General features: G+C 69.0%; 7 protein-coding genes. 1 reads left to right on the forward strand and 6 read right to left on the reverse strand.

The annotated features are described in order from the left end of the window. Positions 1–6 precede the first annotated feature (6 nt). The 4 genes from ABE546_RS08835 to ABE546_RS08850 form a co-directional block, all read right to left on the reverse strand. Positions 7–13,629, reverse strand: coding sequence for a filamentous hemagglutinin family protein (locus ABE546_RS08835; protein ID WP_346463343.1), 13,623 nt, complete (start codon positions 13,627–13,629; stop codon positions 7–9). Between the two features lie 189 nt (positions 13,630–13,818). Beyond that, positions 13,819–14,844, reverse strand: coding sequence for a DUF4880 domain-containing protein (locus ABE546_RS08840; RefSeq protein WP_346463345.1), 1,026 nt, complete (start codon positions 14,842–14,844; stop codon positions 13,819–13,821). Next, positions 14,841–15,371, reverse strand: a complete 531-nt coding sequence (locus ABE546_RS08845) for a sigma-70 family RNA polymerase sigma factor (RefSeq protein ID WP_346463347.1) — start codon at positions 15,369–15,371, stop codon at positions 14,841–14,843. Before ABE546_RS08845 ends, ABE546_RS08840 begins: the two co-directional genes overlap by 4 nt. Continuing rightward, complete coding sequence (locus ABE546_RS08850) at positions 15,371–16,135, reverse strand: STN domain-containing protein (protein WP_346463349.1); 765 nt, start codon at positions 16,133–16,135, stop codon at positions 15,371–15,373. The genes ABE546_RS08845 and ABE546_RS08850 overlap by 1 nt, the downstream gene beginning before the upstream one ends. 71 nt (positions 16,136–16,206) lie before the next feature. On the opposite strand from ABE546_RS08850, the gene ABE546_RS08855 reads away from it, so the two are divergent. Continuing rightward, positions 16,207–16,554, forward strand: a complete 348-nt coding sequence (locus ABE546_RS08855) for a hypothetical protein (RefSeq protein ID WP_346463350.1) — start codon at positions 16,207–16,209, stop codon at positions 16,552–16,554. A 3-nt stretch (positions 16,555–16,557) separates the two neighbouring features. On the opposite strand, the gene ABE546_RS08860 is transcribed toward ABE546_RS08855, so the two are convergent. Continuing rightward, on the reverse strand, positions 16,558–17,013 hold the full coding sequence (locus ABE546_RS08860; RefSeq protein ID WP_346463352.1) for a hypothetical protein: 456 nt from the start codon (positions 17,011–17,013) through the stop codon (positions 16,558–16,560). Between the two features lie 107 nt (positions 17,014–17,120). Then, complete coding sequence (locus ABE546_RS08865; protein WP_346463354.1) at positions 17,121–18,476, reverse strand: Gfo/Idh/MocA family oxidoreductase; 1,356 nt, start codon at positions 18,474–18,476, stop codon at positions 17,121–17,123. Positions 18,477–18,516 lie beyond the last annotated feature (40 nt).

Here is an 18,516-nt window from a genome sequence, read left to right on the forward strand (position 1 = left end):
TCGTCATCACTGTCGCTTCGTCGTCGCAGCATCGAGGCGGGCGCGCTGCTCGATGCTCAACTCGCCCATGCCGACCACCTGCACCACGCTGTCCGGGTCGTAGCGGTCCTCGTGCTTCGGCGGTGCCACGCTGCTGGTTTCGCTGCCGAAGCCCAGCACCTGCACGCTGATCGTGGAGGGGCGGGTCTGCTGGGTCTGGCGCTTGACCATCTCCTGCGCCGCCTGCACTGCGGTGTTCGCCGCCGCGCTGGCCGAGGTCAGCGCACTGACGTTGACCGCCGCGACCACCGGAATGCCCACTGCCTTGCCCTGTACCTGGATGTTGTCGGCATTGAGCACCTGCAGCGCGGCCAGGTTGACGTTTCCGGAGACGCGGATGCCGGCCTCGCCTGCATCGATGGTGCCCAGCGGCGCGATCAGGTCGATGTCACCCGGCGGAATCTCCGCGATCGGGTTGAGGGTGGCGATGCCCGCACCGGTATTGGGGGTGTTCGGCGACAGCGCGACGTTGCCGACGGTGTCGTAGACGCGGCGCTGCGGGGTGTAGACCACCGTGGTCTTGCTGCCGCGGCCGGCATTGATGTCGCCCTCGGCCGACCACGCCAGGATGTTGCCGCCGAAGGTGGTGAAGATGCGGCTCTGCCCGAGCAGCAGGCTGCCGCGCGAGTAGATGTTGATGTCACCCTCGCCCTGGGTGAGCACACCGGAACCGGCCCCCGGCAGGAAGCCACCATCCACGCCCACCAGGGTGCGACCGCCGGGCACCAGCAGATGGATGTCGCCGCCGAAATCGGTGTGGATACCGGCGTCGTTGACACGGTAGTAGCGCACCCCGGTGGTGGGGCGACCGGCGGCAATCCAGTCCGCTTCGCTCAGGTAGGTCTGACCCGGCTTCGGGCGGCGGCCCGCCGCCGATTCGAGCACGCCCTCGTAATACAGCGCACTGCTGAACATGGTCAGGTCGCCCTGGTAGGCGATCTCGCCCCCCTTGGCATCCTTGGTCGGCAGCAGCGTGGCGATCGCCTCGCGGCCGCGCAGGTAGCTGCCCTCGCGTGGGCCATCGACCGCGGTGTACTCACGCCCCGCAGCCTTCAGCTCCGCGTAGTACACGTTGCGCAGGAACGCGCTCTGCTGCTCGGCGGGCAGCGCGGCGAAGAACGCCTGCGCGTCCATGCTGGCGGCGTCGAAGTGCAGGCCGCGTCCGTTGGCGCCCCCGAAGCGGCCGGTCAGCCAATTGACCAGGTGCAGTTGGCTCTCCAGCTTGAACTCCCGGGCGAGATCGCGGCTGGCGGCCGTGCCGCCGCTGGCCACCGCCGTTGCGTGCGCCTGGTCCAGGGCCTGCTGCTGTTGTGCCAGGAACGCGGCGGCACCGGCCTCATCGCCGCCGTAGCCGAACTGCGCCTGCAGCCACTGCGCCAGCGACACCGCGCCGCCATAGACACGGACGACCTTGCCATCCTGATCGCCCAGTGCGCGGCCGGGATCGGCGAGGTTGGCCGCATCCAGATAGCGCGCGGCAAAGGCGTTCCAATCCGCGCCGCGCTCGCCAAGACCGGCCGCCACCGCGATGCTGGCGCCGCTGCTGCGGTCGCCGGGCGTGGCGCCGGTGACCGGTCCCAGGCTGCGCAGTTCGCCCTTGTCAGCCATGTACACGTCGCGCCCGGCGCTGATGTCGAGCAACCCGGGGCCGGCGACGTAGAACGTGCTGAAGCGGATGTCGCGCCCGGCCTGCACGACCGACACGTCGTCGGCACTGGTATGCACGATCAGGTTGCCGCGTGCGGTACCGCTGGCGATCGCCGTGGGCCGGGGCTCGGCGGCAGGATCGCCGCGGTTGATGGTGCCCATCCAGCCCAGCGCACCATCGGCATTGCCAAACACCGTGCCGACGTTGTCAAAGGCACCCAGCGGAGTGCCCGAGTTCACGATATCCCGGCCGGCACGGATGGCGACGGCACCGCCACCGTCGTACCAGGTGCTGGTGATATTGGTGGTGACCCCGTTGTTGAAGACGCCGTACTGGGTATCGACCACGCTGCCGCTGCGCAGCCCGACCAGGTCGCCGTGGAGCGCGTAGTAGCGCGAAGGCGTCTGGCCAACGTGCACGTAACCGGACGCGGTCGGCGAAGTGAAGGAGAACAGCGGATAGATCTGCAGGGAGCCGTTGGGGCGGTCGCCTGAGATCAGCACGCTGGGCGCCAGGGCGCCGGTACTGACGTTGTGCAGGAATTGACGCCCGTACCACATCTCCTGCCCCAGCCCGACGAAGCCAGGATTCCACGGATTGGGCAACGCGGTCGGGTCTGCGCCGGAGGTGCCGAAGCCGGTGCCGTTGGCATAGATCGAGCCGGCCGCGAGCAGTTCCAGTTGACCGGTGCCCTGTGCGTCGAACTGCCCGTTCACCGGCGACGGCGCCAGTACCACGCCCGCCACGAAGTCCTCGTTGTTGGTGCCGGCGGTCGGGGCCGTGCGGGCGCGACCGTAGTAGATGCTGCCGCTGGCAGCCACCGCGCGCAGGACCGAGGGATACACGTGATTGCCGTCGGTCGCCCGGGCGTCGGTGCCAGCGTTGCGGTCCTGCATCGCCAGCGACGGCGTCAGGTTGCCGCCGGCGGCCATCAGGTCCACCGCGGTGGAGGGGGTCCACAGCGAGAACCAGCTCCAGCCGCCGTCCTGGTAAGCGTTGCCGCCCACGCTGAAGGGCGTGCCATTGTTGAACTGGGCGACCCGCCCCGGATCGGAGACGGTGCCCAGCACCAGGTCGCCACGCGCATCCAGACGGGCGCCGGCATCGCCGAGCACCAGCACCGGACCACCGGCTGCGGTAGCGGCCGTTGCGGTATACACGTCGTAGGGACGCGACTCCTTGGCGTCCTGGCGGTTGCCGTAGCGCAGTTCCACGCCGCCCACCGACCCGGCTTCCAGCCGCAGTGCACCGCGCAGGTTGGTGAAGCTGCCATTGACGTCCAGTCGCTGCGCGTCGTTGACGGTGATCTCGTTGGCCACCGGGGCGCTGTTGCTGCCCGTGAACGAGCGCAGCGCGGGGTCGGCGTTGAGGCCGCCGCCGATGCGGATGTCCAGATCGCCGCCGCCGGTCTGTACCAGCGCGCCATCGGCGCTGACCCTGCCGGTGCTGGCAACGGTCAGGTTCAGGCCCGCGCTGCGGGTGATGTACGCCGCGCCATGGTCGCCGCGGCTTTGCAGCATGCCCGCATCGCCGCCCGCCTCCAGCAGCAGGTTGCCACCGCCGAGCGTGCCGAAGCCGGTGAACCCGATCAGCTGCGGCATGTTGACGAAATTGTTGTCGTAGTTCGCGTTGTCGGGTGCGGCAACGTACGTGCCGAAGTTGATCCACCATGCGGTCGGCAGGCCTTCCGCACCGGTCTGCACGCTGCCGGTACCCTGTCGCCACAGCCAGTTGCCCACCGATGCGCTGGTGCTCAATCGCGGTGTGGCGATTCCCAGCGCTTCCGTACGCGTCAGCGCTCCATGACGCCCGATGCTGTCGCCCGAGATATTGCTACCGGCGCGCAGCAGCAGGTTGCCACCTGCTTCGGGATACCACGCCTGGTACAGGCTCTGGCTGCCGCCATCGACAAGGTGCTCGAACACCTCGCCGGCATCTCCCAGCACGCTGTTTCCAAGCGGATTGGCATTGCCGGGTGCGACGCGCGCGCGCGCCTGGTTGTACGGATCGCCCCCGTTGCCGGCCAAGGCAGCCGACGGAGTACCGGCGGTGTAGACGCCATACAGCGAGGTGGTGGCGATGTCCTTGCCGGAGACCAGACGCAGGTCGCCGGTACCAGTGCGCACCACGCTGGGCAACTGTTCACGCCCGGGCAGTGTCCTGAACTCGGTGTCCGGCGGAACCTCTGGCGAGTCGATGGCAGCCAGACCGTCGAATCCAAGGTCGTTGAGGTTCTCCGGACCACTCCAGATCAAGCCCCACATCATCAGCTCGGAGATTTCATCGGCGGTGAATGTCGCACCCGCGACCGGCACGAAGCTGAGGATGTACTCGCCGAAGAATCCCATCACCATCTGTTCAAACGTGGCCACATCTCCCCACATGTACGTCGCCGGCGAGCCGGTCCCGGGAATCTCCACCACGGCGCCACCCTGGCCGTAATGCGGATCGGACAGGCGCAGGCTGCCGGTGCCGGCAGGATCCACCGTCAGGCGATCCGCGGCGGCCATATCGGCGCCCGCCACCAGGCTGATGTCCCACGATTGCGACCCGGCCGCCAGCATCGGCGCCAGTGCCCAGATGCGACCCTGGTTGCCATCGGCGTCCACCGGTCGCAGGTTCACCGTGGTGGCGTCGCCAGGCAGCTTGACCTCGGTGTCGCTGGGAATGAAGGCGCCCTTGGCCAGGCCCAGGTCAGCGGCCAGGGTGACCAGATTGCCGAGTGGCGACGCCGGCAGGGCCACCCCGGCCGGCCAGGTCATCGCCGCGATGCGGGCGGCCAGCGGCAGGCGCAGGCCGGCCGACAGACGCGCGCCCTGCGGCAGCGTGACCGCATCGGCCAGGACCGTGCCTGCCGCATACAGCAGCGCACCGGAGGCATCGTGGACGGCCGCGCCCAGTACGGTGCCCTTGGCCAGCGCCAGCGGCAGGGCGAGACGGGCGTCGGCGGGCAACAGGGTGCCGGCGGCCATCTGCATGTCGCCGATGGGCAGGTCGTAGTTGAGCACCTTGCCCGAATTGAACACGGTGCCGGCAGCGAGCGTGACCAAGCCGCCATGCGGAACCACCACGTCGCTGCCGAACAGCTGGCGGCCGGCGGTGAGGTACCAGCCGTTGTCGTCGAACGTGGTGCCCAGGCGATTGCCATCGAAACCATCGCTGATGCTGCCGAACACCTCCAGGTCGCCCTGCGCGCGCAGCACCAGCGCACCGGCCTCACCGGAGCCGCGCACGCCGGTGCGCTGGCTGCCGGGGTTGAGGCTGGCGTAACGGTGCGCGGACAGATCCAGATCGCCATCCACGTGCAGATTGCCGTCTGCATTCACCGCCAGGTCGGCCACGACCTCCACGCCCGGGCGCAGGTGGAACGCGTCGCCGTACGCGCGCAGGCCCGCCAGGCGCTGGTCGACCAGTGCGCTGTTGGCGAGTGCGGCGTCGATGAAGGTGGTGCTCTGGGCATGCAGGCGGTCCAGGTACGCCTGGTCGATGACCTGGTAGCTCTCGCCGCGGGTGCTGGCCTCCGTGCCTGCCGCTGCGCTGTTGTCGGTGATGAAGGCATTGAGCTGGATCGTCTTCGCACCGTCGATGCTGATCGGGCCGCCGGTCGCGATCGCCACGTCGTTGCCGCCCACGCGCGGCGCGTTCAGCGCCACCGTGCCGACATTCCTGCTGCTGCCGGCCACGCGCAGGTCCATGCGTGCGCCACTGGCGATGGCCAACGTGCCACGCCCCGAATCGATCTCGATGGTGGCGCGGTTGGGCGCATCGATCGCCGCCCCGTAGCTGTCGCGGCGCAGTACGCTCGCGCTGGCATCCAGCACGGCCGCGCTGCCCAGGGTGACGCCATTGCGCGCGGCCAGACGGATGCTGCCGGCCTGTTCGCCACTGGCATCGACGGTGCCGTTGACCCACAGCTGACCGTTGTCCAACGCGATGTTCACCTCACGCGCCACCACTTCGTCGCCCAGCGCAAGATCACCCTCGCCGATGCGGAAGCTGCGCCCGCCGGTGACGCCATCGCGGGTCAAGCGCGAATTGAGCCCACTGAAATCGTTGATCCCCTGGCCGTGCAGGTCGATGCGCCCGGCGCTGTACGGCACCTCGGTTCCACCGGCGTCGTAATGCCCACTGCTGCTGCCCAGCAGCTGGCCGGCCAGATCGAGGGTGCCTGCGGCGGCGTGTGCAGTGAACGTGCCGGCGCGGTTGTTCTGCGCGGCCAGGCTGATCTTCGCGCCGCTGTCCTGCTGCACGTCGCCCTGCCGGCTGTCGATCAGCACGTCACCGCCCCAGCTGTACTTGGCGGTGTCGAAGAAAGCGATGCGGCGGCCGGCGAGGTCCAGCTGCGCGCCATCGGCGAGGCGCACGTCGCCCTGCGCCGCGAGGCGCAGTTTGCCGCTGGGCAGCAGCACGGCGGTGTCCAGCAGCAGGCTGCCGTCGCGGCTGTCCAGCGCGATCTCCGCGCCCAGCGCGGCGGCCAGGGTCGCGTTGTCGGGCGCGACGGGCGCGCCGTTGCCGGTGACATGCAGGTTGCCCCCGGTGGTGATCGTGTTGACCGACCCGGCTGCGCCGGTCAGCAGCGGCGTGTTGAGGAACAGCTCGCCGCCACTGCGGGCATAGGAGCGGGTATCCGCATTCCAGTCACCCTGGGTCTCGAAGATGCTCAGGCTGCCCTTCTGGTTGGCGGTCACGCGGCCGCTGGCGTTGAGGTGCACGCCGGCGAAGCCCAGCGCAAGGCGGTCCTGCGTGCGTACGGTATCCGGCTGGGTACGCGGGCCGTAGCCGAACACGATGTCGCGGGCATCCACCACCAGCTGGCCGTGGCCGGTGCCCGGGCCGTCGGCGACGATGCTGCCGGCCGGCGCAAGTGCACCGCTCCAGATCAGGGTATCGGTGTGGATGCGGGCCACGGCATCGGCATCGCCATAACCGTAGATGGCAGGCGTCCCCAGCACCAGCTGCTGCAACGCCGATTTGCCGGTGACTGCATCGTAGGTGGACAGCGATACATCGCCGTAAAAGTTGACCGACTCGCGTGCGGTCAGCGACAGCGCTTCCAGTGCCGGCGCGCCGACGCTGGTGTCGCCCAGCAACAGCCGACTGAGCACGTCCTGGTTGAGCGTCATGCCGGCCGGCAGCGTGCCGCGCGCGGTGGCGTCGGCGATCGCCTCGGCACTGCCGACGTTGATGCCACCGACCGCCAGTGCCAGGTTGCGGGTGCCATAGCGCACCGCATCGCCCAGCACGAAGCGGTTGTCGGTCGCGGTGGCGATGGTGCCTTCGGAGTACAGACGGGTCGTGCCCGCGCATCCGCTGAGCACGGCGCAGGCGCCGATCTCGATCGCGCCGGCGCCGTTGCCCTGGCCGTCGACCGCTTCCGGCGCCAGCAGGTTGATCTGGCCGTTGGAGACGGCCAGCAGCGCAGAGCGGCCCGGCGTATAGATGTAACCCTTCGCGGCGTCATAGGCGGCGGCGCCCTGGCCCAGCGTGTTGATGCCCGCGCCCTGTTCCAGGGTGATGCCACCCGCCTGGCGGCCAGTCATCAGGAAGACCTCCGCCGCCTCCAGCTGCGCACCGGCACGCATCACGATGCTGTTGCTGGACCCGCCGCCATCGATGTTGATCACGTTGGCCGACTGCAGCGAGCCGTTGGCCGGATTGGCGTAGGTGCTGCGCAGGCGGCCGCCGATTTCCAGGCGCGCTGCGCCGACCCGGTTCAGCTCGCTGGCATGCATGGAAATACCCGCGAAGTCCTCGGTCGCTTCCGTGCCGTCGGCGAGAATTTCGTAGTTCGTTGCATTGAACAGACGCGCGACCGAACCGGTGCCCGCCGTGGCGGGAACATCCAGCACCGTGGCGTTGAACCGCAGCGAAGGCAGGTCCAGCGAGCCGGCCACATCCGGGCTGGTCACCATGAAATTGACCGCCTTGGCGTCGCGTTCGAGCAGCGGGCGCGGCGCCCCCTCGCGCATGGCCTGCTGCAGCGCGAAGGTGGCGTAGCTGGTTTCGTTGTACTGCGAATAGGTGCGCAGGGTGTCGGCGGCGGTCACCACCCACTGCGTGGGGAGCGTGTCGCTGCTGCCGGTGTTGGCGATGCTCTGCCGCGCCGAGGTGCTCCACGAGCCGTTGCGCATGGCCTGGGTAGTGCCGAACGCGGTGGCACTGCCGGCAAGGCCGTTGCGTTCCACGCGGAAGGCACCCGGCAGCAGTGCATAGCTGGACGGCAGCAGCGTATAGGTGCCTGCCGGCAGCCCGGGGATGCCGGCGCCGAGGGTGATCTGCTGGCCGATGGCCGGATCGCCGGCACCGCGCTCGGCATCGAGCGGAGCCTGCCCAGCCTGTACCCCGGGCAGGATGGCGTATACCGGGTTGGTGGACAGGCCCGGCAGCGTGAACCCATCGCGGTCCATCTGCACCAGCGGGTTGAGGCGCGCATCGGTGGAGCCACCGCGACCGGAGAGGAACGCCGCGCCGGTCAGCTCGCCGCCGCCGGACAGATCCAGCACCGCGCCGGCCTGGGCGTTCACCGCGTGCGAGCGGAACTCCACCGCCGGTTCACCGCCCACGCCCTGGTAAGCCACGTCGACGCCGTTGTAGTTGTAGACCAGCCCGTCGACCGTGCCGCCGTAGGGCATCACCAGGCCGTTGGCGCTGACCGAGGTGACGCTGCCCGGCAGCAGGTTGACCACGCCGGTGTAGCCGGTGCCATCGGCGCGCCCCAGAATGATGTTGCCCAGCGGTGCGCGCAGTACCCCGCCCTGGTTGATGGTGGCGGCACTGAAACGCATCGTGCCGAACACGCTGTAGGGCTGCGGCGGCAAGGTATTGCCGATGCGCTGGATGTCCAGCATGCGGTCCGGATCCAACTCCGTCGTGAGGGTGCCCCATTCGTTCAGCAGGGTCCGCAGGCCCACCGTGACATTGCCGCTGCCGTAGATCTGCGCCGCCGCCAGGGTGGTGTCGCCGGGCGAGAACAGGTCGGCCTCGCGCAGGCGCAGGTCGCCCTGACTTTCGATGCGCACCGCGCCGAACGCGTCGCGCTTGACCGCCAGCGGGTCGACCGCGTTCTGCACGATTTCACCGTTCGCGCCGAAGCCGACCATGCCCACCACATCGACCAGACTGCCTGCGAGCGTGATCGACGCCGCGTCGGCGAGCGCGGCCACGCCCAGCGAACCGGACGCCGGGCTGATATTGCGCGAGCCGGTGACCGGGTTGGGCATGATGGTGTTGTCCGGCTGGCGGCGCGCCGAGCCGGCCAGGCGCAGGTACGGTGCGGCCAAATGCACCTGGCTGTCGCGCGTGGCATCCGTGGAGAGCCCCAGAGCGCTGGCCGTGAGGTACAACGCCTGGCGCATGTCGAGCGCTACATCGCCATCGAAGCTCAGCAGGCCATTGACGTACAGCGAAGCGGTATCGAAGCCACCGGCCTGGATCGCGTCCACGCCGTAGCGGGCCTTGCCATAGACCAGGGTTGGATCGAGCTCGCCGGCGACGGCCTCCGTGCCCAGGCCGCTGCCGCTGTAGTGCTGTTCGATCACCAGCTCACGCGGGACGCGCACGCCGTCGGCGACCTCGATGCCCTTGCCGCTGAAGCGCTCGACCGGCCCGTAGATCGGCGTTTCAAGATTCAGCGCCAACGTGCCACCGCGCGCGCCGCTGCCACCGGCGGCGGCATGCAGGGTGCCGTCAACGAACAGCCCATTGCTGGCACTCAGCGCGATGATGCCGCCGTGGCTGGCAATGGGGGTCGTGCCGAGATCGGGCAGGTCCAGCACCGCCTGCGCACCGGAGGCGTCCAGGCGGGCGCCCTCGCGCACCACCACGAATGCATCGATCGCCGGGAGGTTGCGCGATGCGAGGTCATGCCGTGCGCCGATCTCGATCGTGCCGCCCGCCAGCACCTGGCCGTGCCGACCGCCGGCTTCATCCAGGGCCGTATAGGCCATGCCGGACACGTCCAGCACGGCCTGCTCACCGATCCAGATCGAGCGCGCGTTGGGCGTGCCCTTGGGCAGGTTGAGCAGACTGCCTTCGCCCAGGTCACCGCCAAGTACCGTGATGCGTCCACCGCGGGCCTGCAGGGCACCGTCGAGGGTGATCTGTGCGTTGCCGGTCAGGGTGATGGCCTGGCCGGGATCGACGTTGATCCGGCTGTTGCGGCCGATCTCCAGGTCGGCCGCGTTCTGCGGCGTGCCGGCGGTCAGTGACAGCCCGGCGCCCTTGCGCAGAATGACCTCGCCGCTTTTCGGATCGTCCTGCTGCAGCGGTGGCAGCCAGACCGACAGGGCATCGGCAGGATCGGCACCGGTGGCCAGCGCACGCGCGGCAGCGAGGTCGACCTGCAGCATCGGCATCGCCACGTCCAGGTGCGCCCCCTCGACCACCTTGACGCCATCGCGGCCCACCACGTTGTACTGCTTGAAGCCGCTCTGGAACAGACCGGTGTCCAGCGCCAGGAACGACTGCACCGGCACATCGCGCTGCCAGACCGTGCCGACCGGCAGGCGGGTGCCGGCCGGGACCGTGACCGCGGCAGTGGCCACGGTACCGGCGACATAACGGGAGGTCTGTGCCGGAATCGGCAGACCACCGGGGAATACATTGGCCGGCACCACATAGCCGGCCGGCAGGTCGGTGATGGTCCACAGGGTGGTGCCTGCCGGCAGGATCTCGCCGGCGGACCGGACCGGGCCGTAGTCGGCCAGCTGCACGGCAGCCGGCAACAGCCACGGTGCCTGGGTGGTCACCGGCTTGGTGCTGCTGACCTCGGGCCGGATCGTGAGCGGCATCGGTTTGCCGCCGGCCACATGGGTAATGGTGATGGAGAAGCTCAGCGGGATCACGTCGCCCGGCTGGAGCGTGACGTCGGCGGCCAGGCGTACCGGCAGCGTGCTGGCCTGGCCGGCGGCCAGCTGCTCGATCGCATCCGGCACGTCGCCGCCGATGCTGACCATCGTGCCGTTCTCGATGTTGAGCGCCCCGCCGCCCTTCATGCCGTGGGCTCGGATGCTGCCATCCAGCGACAGCACGCCGCTCCCCATGTTCTGCCCTGCGGCCAGGGTGACGCTGCCGCCCTTGCCCCCGGTTACATCGCCCTCCTCGCCCATGGCCGCACCGGAGGACACGTCGATCACGCTGCCCTTGCCCAGGGCCACGTTGCCGGTGCTGCGCACCGCCACGCTGCCGCCGTCGAGGAACGGCAGTCCGCCGATGGCCGCCGGGTCCTGCGCCTGGTTGGTCCACAGGCCACGCGCATCGAGGGTCACGCCATCGCCGACCAGCACCTGGTGCAGCAGGGTATCGCCGGGACGCGCGCTGATCGGCAGATCCTGCCACTCGATGCCGCTCGAGGTGCGCTGCACGACCATGTCACCCAGTGCGATGCTGCCGCCCCTGGCGCGCAGGTCGGCGTTGATGCGGACATCGCTGGCATGCAGGGCGATCGTGCCGCCCAGCGCAACCTCGAGCGCCTGGTCGACATCGATGCCGGCGTGCGCGTACACCTCCACGCCGCCGAAGCGCTGCGCGTTGAGCCAGGCCGCGTCCAGACCGATGACGCCGATGCCGGAGACACTGGCTGCATCGCCACCGATGGCCACATGTTCGGCCAATGCGGCCGGGCCGAAACGCTGCTGGCCGCTGTTTTTGTCGTAGTACGGCAGGTAGCTGCCGATCACCAGCTGACCCTGGCGTGCAACGCTGGTCTGTCCCTGCTGGTAGCCATCCAGCGCGGCATCGCGGGCGCGTTGCTGGCGGTCGCCCTGGAAGGTCGTGGTGTCCACGTCGCCCTGCAGCTGCGCTGCACGGGTGGCGACGATCAGCCGGCCGGCATCGCGGCCGACGGTGTAGCCGTTCTCCAGCCTGCGCTGCGGTGCGATCAGCGGGTTGTAGTAGAACTCGGTATTGCCCCAGCGTGCATGGGTATCTTCGAACCCGCGGTACAGCCCGCTGTAGAGCAGATCGCCCGGCGCGGTGGAGGCGTTGTAGAGCTTGCCGTCGGCGCCCTTGAGGTGGGTCAGGTTGACGTAGCCGGTCTGCACGTCCAGCGCGCCACCGGAGAGGTTGATGTTCGAGCCACGCTGCGTGGTCACGTTGCCGCCGGAGAACTGCACGGTCCCGCCCTGCGCCGACCACTCACCGATGCCGTGGCCGGTCACCCCGAGGTAGCCGCCGACTTCCAGCAGGCCACCGGCGGTGTACCAGCGATCGGTCTCATAGCCGTTGGTGCCGGCCGGAACCAGGACCAGGTCGCGGCGGTCAAGCCAGATGTTCCTGCTGTTGAGCGATTTGTCGTCACGGTTGAGCGCGGCGTCACGCTGCTCGTTGCCCTGCACGTTGATCTGGACGTTGTTGGCCTCCATCGCGATCTTGACCCCGACGTAGCCGGCCACGTCCAGGCGCGCGCCCTGGCGGACCTCGCTGTCGGCGGCGTCGACGAAGATCTGCCCGCCCGTCGCCAGCGTCAGGCTGTCGTCATCGAAGGCGACCTTGCCGCCGGTACTGATCTGCACCAGCGACTGGTCGCGGCGATGGGCGATACCGTCGCCGACCTTGTCCGATTCCTGCACCAGCGTTTCGCGCTGGACGTCCAGCGCGGTGGTGGCGCTGGCATCGAGCACGATCGCGGTGGTGCTGCCCTGGTCCAGCAGGACGCTGCCGGTGGTATCGGCACGTTCGTTCTGCAGATGCACGGTGCCGCGGGTATGCACCGAGCTGGTCGACACCACTGCACCCTGCTGCCGCACGTCATGGCCGGCCAGGGTGATGTCGCCGGTGCTGGCCTGGATCAGGCCGCTGTTGCTGACCACGCCACTGGCGATGGCCACGACGGCATCGGCTGCCACCGGCTTGCGCAGCGTGGTGACGACGTTGCCACGGGTGGTGGAGGTCTGGTTCTGGTCGGTGCCCATGCCCTTGCGGATCACGAACGCATCGCCGGCGGCCAGCGTGGTCTGGCCATTGGCGGTGGTGATCTGGCCGTGGTTGTGCACCTGGCGGCCGAGCAGCAGCACGTAGCCGCCGCCTTCGGTGACCGAGGTGGGCACCGCCGTGGTGATCTGCGCACCGCGCTCCACCACCACGTCACCGGTGGCCGCACCATGGGCGAAGCCGTTGGTGGTGGTGGTCAGTTCGTTGCCGAAGGTCGGGATGAAGGCATTGCCCTGCGCGTCGCTGTACAGACCCTTGCGGAACTGCGCATCACTGATGTTGACCGCCGAGGCGGCCAGGTTCTTGACGTTGACCTGGCTGCTGCCGTCGAACACCACGCCATTGCGGTTGACCAGCATCACCGTGCCCTGGCCCTGGATGCGGCCGAGGATCTGCGACGGGAGCGCGTTGGGATCATTGACCCGGTTGAGCAGCGACCAGCTCGCCTGCTGGTCGAAATCGACCACGGTGTTGCGGCCGACGTTGAAGGTCTCCCAGTTGAGGATGGCCTTGTCGCCGGTCTGCGCGATGCTGACGGTGGTGGTGCCGTCCTTGCTGCTCTGGGTCGGAGCGCTGGCGTTGAACCAGCCGCGCGTCAGGGTGTCGTCATCGATCTTCAGCCCGCCCTCGCCCAGCCCATCGGGCACCTGGCCGGCGCGCAGCCGCGCGGCATCGCGGGCGGTCTGCTGCATGCGCTGCTGCATGGCGATCGCCTGCGCGGCAGTGTTGAGGTTCTCCAGCGAGGTCTTCAGCGTGTCGCGGGCCTGCTGCGCCTGCTGGTCGGTACGCACCAGGTTGGACGGCATGCCGTTCGGCAGGCGGCCGGTCTGCGCGGCGGTCTGCTGCTGCACGCCCTTGTTGGCGAACCATGCCGGACTGAAGGCCTGCTGCGCGTTGACGCCCGCCGCGACGCCACCGGCCATCAGCAACACCGCGATGGCCTGCGACAGCGCGCGCACCTGCGGCACCTGCGGGGCCGTGCATCCGATCGAACCGCTCTGCTGCTTCACCATCGCTGTCACCCGTCGCAATATCGTTCGCTGATAAGGGCAAGCGCGTGCTGCCGTCCTGCAGCGCGATCCCGTCCATGGCAGGAGCGAGCGTGGCAGTGCAATGCGTTGCGCTTGTTACGAGGGATAAGACGGGGGCAGGTGACAACGACTGAACCGTTGCAACAAAAAATTCATCTGCGCACGCGCCGCTCAGCTCAACAGCACGACGCCACCGGGCATGCTCACCACCTTTGCACCATAGGCATCGCGCACCAGATCGATGAAGGTATCGATGCGCGCCAAAGGGATGCGCGCCTGTACGCGCCGTGCCGGCAATGCGCTGCCGGTCAGCACGATACGGCCGGTGCGGTAGCGGTTGATTTCGTCCACCACGTCCTGCAGCGGCTGATCATCGAAGACCAGCCAGCCGCGCCGCCAGGCGTCGATGGTGTCGGCCGCGACCGGCGCCACGGAAGCGATCCGGTCCGCCGTCAGGCGTGCCTGCCAGGAGGGCTGCAGCACCACGGTACGCGCGCCCCGCACCAGTTCGGCTCGCCCGGCCAGGCAGGTGATGCGGATGTCGCCACCGACGCAGCGCACGTTCACCCGCGCACCCGGGGCCGGCATCAGTCGCGCACCGTCGACACCGATCACGAAGCTGGCAGCGGCCGAGGCCGGCACCGCGAACTGGGCTTCGCCCTGGCTCACCACGATCCCGGCCGAGCCATCGGCGGGACGGCGCATCGTGGTGCGCGCGGCCATGGCCACGGCCACGCTGCCGATGCTGAGGTCGCGGCGCTCGCCGGTCGCGGTGCGGTAGTCGGCACCCAGCGCGTCCAGCGCCGGCCACAGCCCCAGCGGCGACTGCACCGCTACCCAGCCGACCGCGGCGGCAGCGGCAGCGCCGCCCAAAAACGCACGTCGGCCTGGATTGAAACGACGGGGGCGCTGCCGTACCGGGAGGACGGTTGCGGATGCGGGCAGCGGCACGCCGGCGTTCGGCACCGTGGCCTCGGCCGGACCCGTACTGGCCTGCAGCGCCGGCGCCAGCGCCGACCACAGCCGGCGTGCCCGGGCGAAGGCCACGGCATGACGGGGATCCAGCGCACGCCAGCGTCGGAACGCGTCCGCGTCGGCAGCCGTCACCGGGCCGGTCTGCAGGCGCAGCAGCCAGTCATGCGCTTGCGCCTGCACATCAGCGGGCGATGGGGATACGGAGGTCTTCATATCAGTCATGACGGTTTTCCCGCCCCGGGACCGAAACGCTGCACCAGCGGCCGGTCCAGCCGTCCTGCGCAATGCTGCAGGGCTTTCTTGAGGTCCTTGCCGACCATCCGTGAGGAGACCCCGTGCTGGTCGGCGATGGTATCGATGGGCTGCTGGTCGATACGCGCGGCGATCAGGATGGCGCGCTGGCGCTCGGGCAGCTCGCGCAGGGCATCGGCCAGCGCCGCGAGCTCGGAACGCCCGTGCGCCACATCGGACGGGTCCAGGTAATCCGGGGCTTCATCCATCAGCGCCTCCACCTCGGCACCGGTCAGCACCCGGCCGTGGGCGATGCGCTGGTCGGTAGCGGCATTGACCGCCATGCGGAACAGGTAGGCCACCGGGTTGCGCTGCGGCTGCGTACTGCCCATGCGCTCCACCCGCAGCCAGGTCTCCTGCAGCGCGTCCATGGCCAGGTCATCCGAGCCCAGCCGGCGCCGCAGGCGTTTGCGGAAGGCTTCGTAGTGATCCAGGAACAGGGTGCGCAGACCGGTCATCAGCGGGCCCGGCACGGCGGCGTCGCGCCCGGTGTTTCAGGCAGCAACAGCAGCGTGATGGGTTGTGGCAGGCCAGCCGGAAGGCCCGGTAACGGCAGGTCGCGCAGGCGACTGACGATCGCCGTGTCGCGTGCCAGGTCACCGGTGGATTCCAGCAGCTCCGGTGCGCGGATGCGTTGATCCCGTTCGGTCAGCCAGAAGCGCACGCTCGCCCGGTAGTCACCCGGCCGCGTCAATGCCGTGCCGCACAGCGCCTGCTCCAGCGAGTGCTGGATCACCCGGGCACCGCGCTGGCGGGTCCGCTCGGGCAGGGACGGTGCACGCATGGGTGTGGCATCGGGCAGCAGCTCGTCGGCGGCCACGGATCCCACCGGCACCAGCGTGAACGCACCGTTCTCCACGAAATGCGGAACGAGTCCGGTACCGCCCAGCATCCGCTGCAACGCGTCGCGCCGGGCGTACCGCCCCGACAGCGCGGTCGAACGCAGGCCACCCAACAAGCGGGCATCGATCAGTACCGCCACCCCGGTGATCTCCCCATACAACTGCAAGGCCTCCGGCAGCGGCTGCGCCGGAACATCGAACGTGTACTGCGTGTGCGCGGCATCGATGGCGTCCTGGGCCAGCGCCATCGCCGGCGGCCAGGTCATCGCGAGCAGGAGAAACAGCCAGCCACACGGGCGCAGAGAGTTCCTGCGCCGGCCGCCGATGCGTTTGCCTGCCCGCCCCTGTTGGTCATGCGCCCCGGTGTCATCAAACTGCATGCAAGACGCGCCAGCATCACAACGCCAAGCCGGTCACGTTAGGTCGGTTTCATTGCAGAGCGGTGACAGCCATGCCGGACCTTCGATCACTTACCGCAGCGGGCCTGTGCATCGCCCTGCTGGTCGTGCCCTGGGTCGCCCGCGCGCAGGCAGACCCAGCGCCGGCCTGCATCGAGGTGGAGGTCAACGGCGAGCGCATCCGTGATTACGATTGCTTCAGCCGGCTGCTCGCGCCTGCGCCGGCCTCGGCGGCACCCGTACAGGCACCCGGCTCGCTGTTGATCGTCCGCCAGCCGCCATCGGCGCTGGGGCTGGCCCATCGCGCGGCCACCCAGCAACGCATGGGCAACACCTTCGGCATATCCACCCAACCACAGCGTCCGCCCCCGCCGCCACCAGCGGTCAGGCCAGGACGATGACGCTCAGGGGATGGGCGTGTCGCCGGCCGCAGTGGGGATGAGTGAGAGCCCCAGATTCAACGGCTGGCGCATGTCCGGCGGTGGTGCGACGGGCAACGGCGCAGCACTGAGCAGCGCACGCAGCTCGGCATCTGCCACGGCATCGCCCAGTGACGCGAAGCGGCTATCGATGATGTTGCCGGTGGCATCGATCCACAACGACACGGTCAACGCGGCACCCGGATCCTTGCGCTCGGCAAGACGGGCCTGCAACCGCTCCACGCGCGGATCGCCGGTGTTGCTCAGGCGCTGCGAGAGCGCCTCACCCGACTGCGCGGCATAGGCCATCCAGTGCGCAGGCGCGGCATCGGCGGCCGTCGCGGCGCCAGCAACGACCAGCCCACCCAACACGCTCCAGCGGTGGGCCCGCTGCCACCAGCGGTGCAGCCGCTCTTTCCACCCATACGTATGTTCCGCCACTGCCGTCATGCTGCCCGTCCCCGAAATGGAACCGGGCCGCGCAGGGCGGCCCGGTGGGCGATTACTGTGCGACCCGTCCGTGACAGGACGATGGCGGGCGATGCCGCTCAGTACGATCCGTCGAAGGCGAAGATCGGCTTGCGCTGCTTCCACAACCCGGCGGTGAAGTCAGGGAACTCCAGCGTCTGGAAGCTGTTGGCGATGGACTGCTCGGACAACGGCGTAATCGCGCTCCAGGTGATCGCGTCGTAGATGTCGATCGGCATCGGTGCCCTGGCCTTGAGAGCCTCCACGAAGGCATGGATGACGAACCAGTCCATGCCACCGTGGCCGGCGCTGGCAGCGGTATCGGCATGCTGCTTCCACAGCGGATGCTCGTACTGGTCCTGGTAGGCCTGGAACGGTTCCCACTTGTGCGGCGGGCTGCGGCCTTCGATGTGGATGGACTGGTTCACATCCATCCACAGGCCCTTGGTGCCCTGCACGCGGAAGCCCATCGAGTACGGGCGCGGCAGCGAGGTGTCGTGCTGCAGCAGGATGGTCTCGCCGTTTTCGCAGGCCAGGGTGGTGGTGACGATGTCGCCGAGCTTGAAATTGACCTTGGTGCTCGGGTGCGTCGTGCCACCGCTCTTGGCCACGGTGTATTCATGCAGCCCACGTGCCTTGCTGGCAAACGCGTTGATGTGGGTGAAACGGTTGCCACGGTTGATGCCGGTGTACATCGCGCACGGGCCGATGCCGTGGCTGGGGTACAGCTCACCGTTGCGCTTCACCGAATGCTCGGTGCGCCAGCGTGCTTCGGACCATCCCTTGGCACCGAACTCCACGCCGCTGTCGTAGGGCTGGCTGGGGTCGCCGGAATTGAACTTCACCCCGCGCAGGTCGTGCTGGTAGCCGCCCTGCAGGTGCACCAGTTCCCCGAACAGTCCCTGGCGCACCATCTGCAGCGCGGCCATCACATCGCGGCGATAGCAGACGTTCTCCAGCAACATGTACGGCGTGCCGGTGGACAGCTGGGTCTTGAGCACGTCCCAGTGGTCCTGCAGGGTGATGCCGGCGACCACTTCGCAGCCCACCGCGACCTTGGCCTGCATGGCCGCGATCGCCATCGGCGCGTGGTATTCCCAGGGCGTGGCGATGACCACGCCATCCAGGCCGCGCTGCTCGATCAGCCGCTTCCAGGCGTTGACGTCGCCGTCCTGACCATACGCCTTGGGCGCCGGCTTGCCGGCCTTGGCGACCATGTCCATGCCGCGCTTGAGCATGATCGGCTCGATGTCGCACAGCGCGACCACCTCCACGTCATCGCGGCGGACCAGTTCCTTCAACAATACCTGGCCGCGCATGCCGGTGCCGATCAGGCCCAGCCGTACCTTGCGACCGCGCGCCCAGGCGGGCGTGTTCGGCAGCAGGCTGGTGGCGGCGACGGCCGCGCTGGCGGCGATGAATTCTCTGCGTTTCATGGACAGTACCTCGTGTGAAGATCGCGCCGGCCAGGACCGG

Origin of the sequence: Stenotrophomonas sp. TWI377 (genome assembly GCF_039674525.1) — a bacterium.
Taxonomy (GTDB): domain Bacteria; phylum Pseudomonadota; class Gammaproteobacteria; order Xanthomonadales; family Xanthomonadaceae; genus Stenotrophomonas.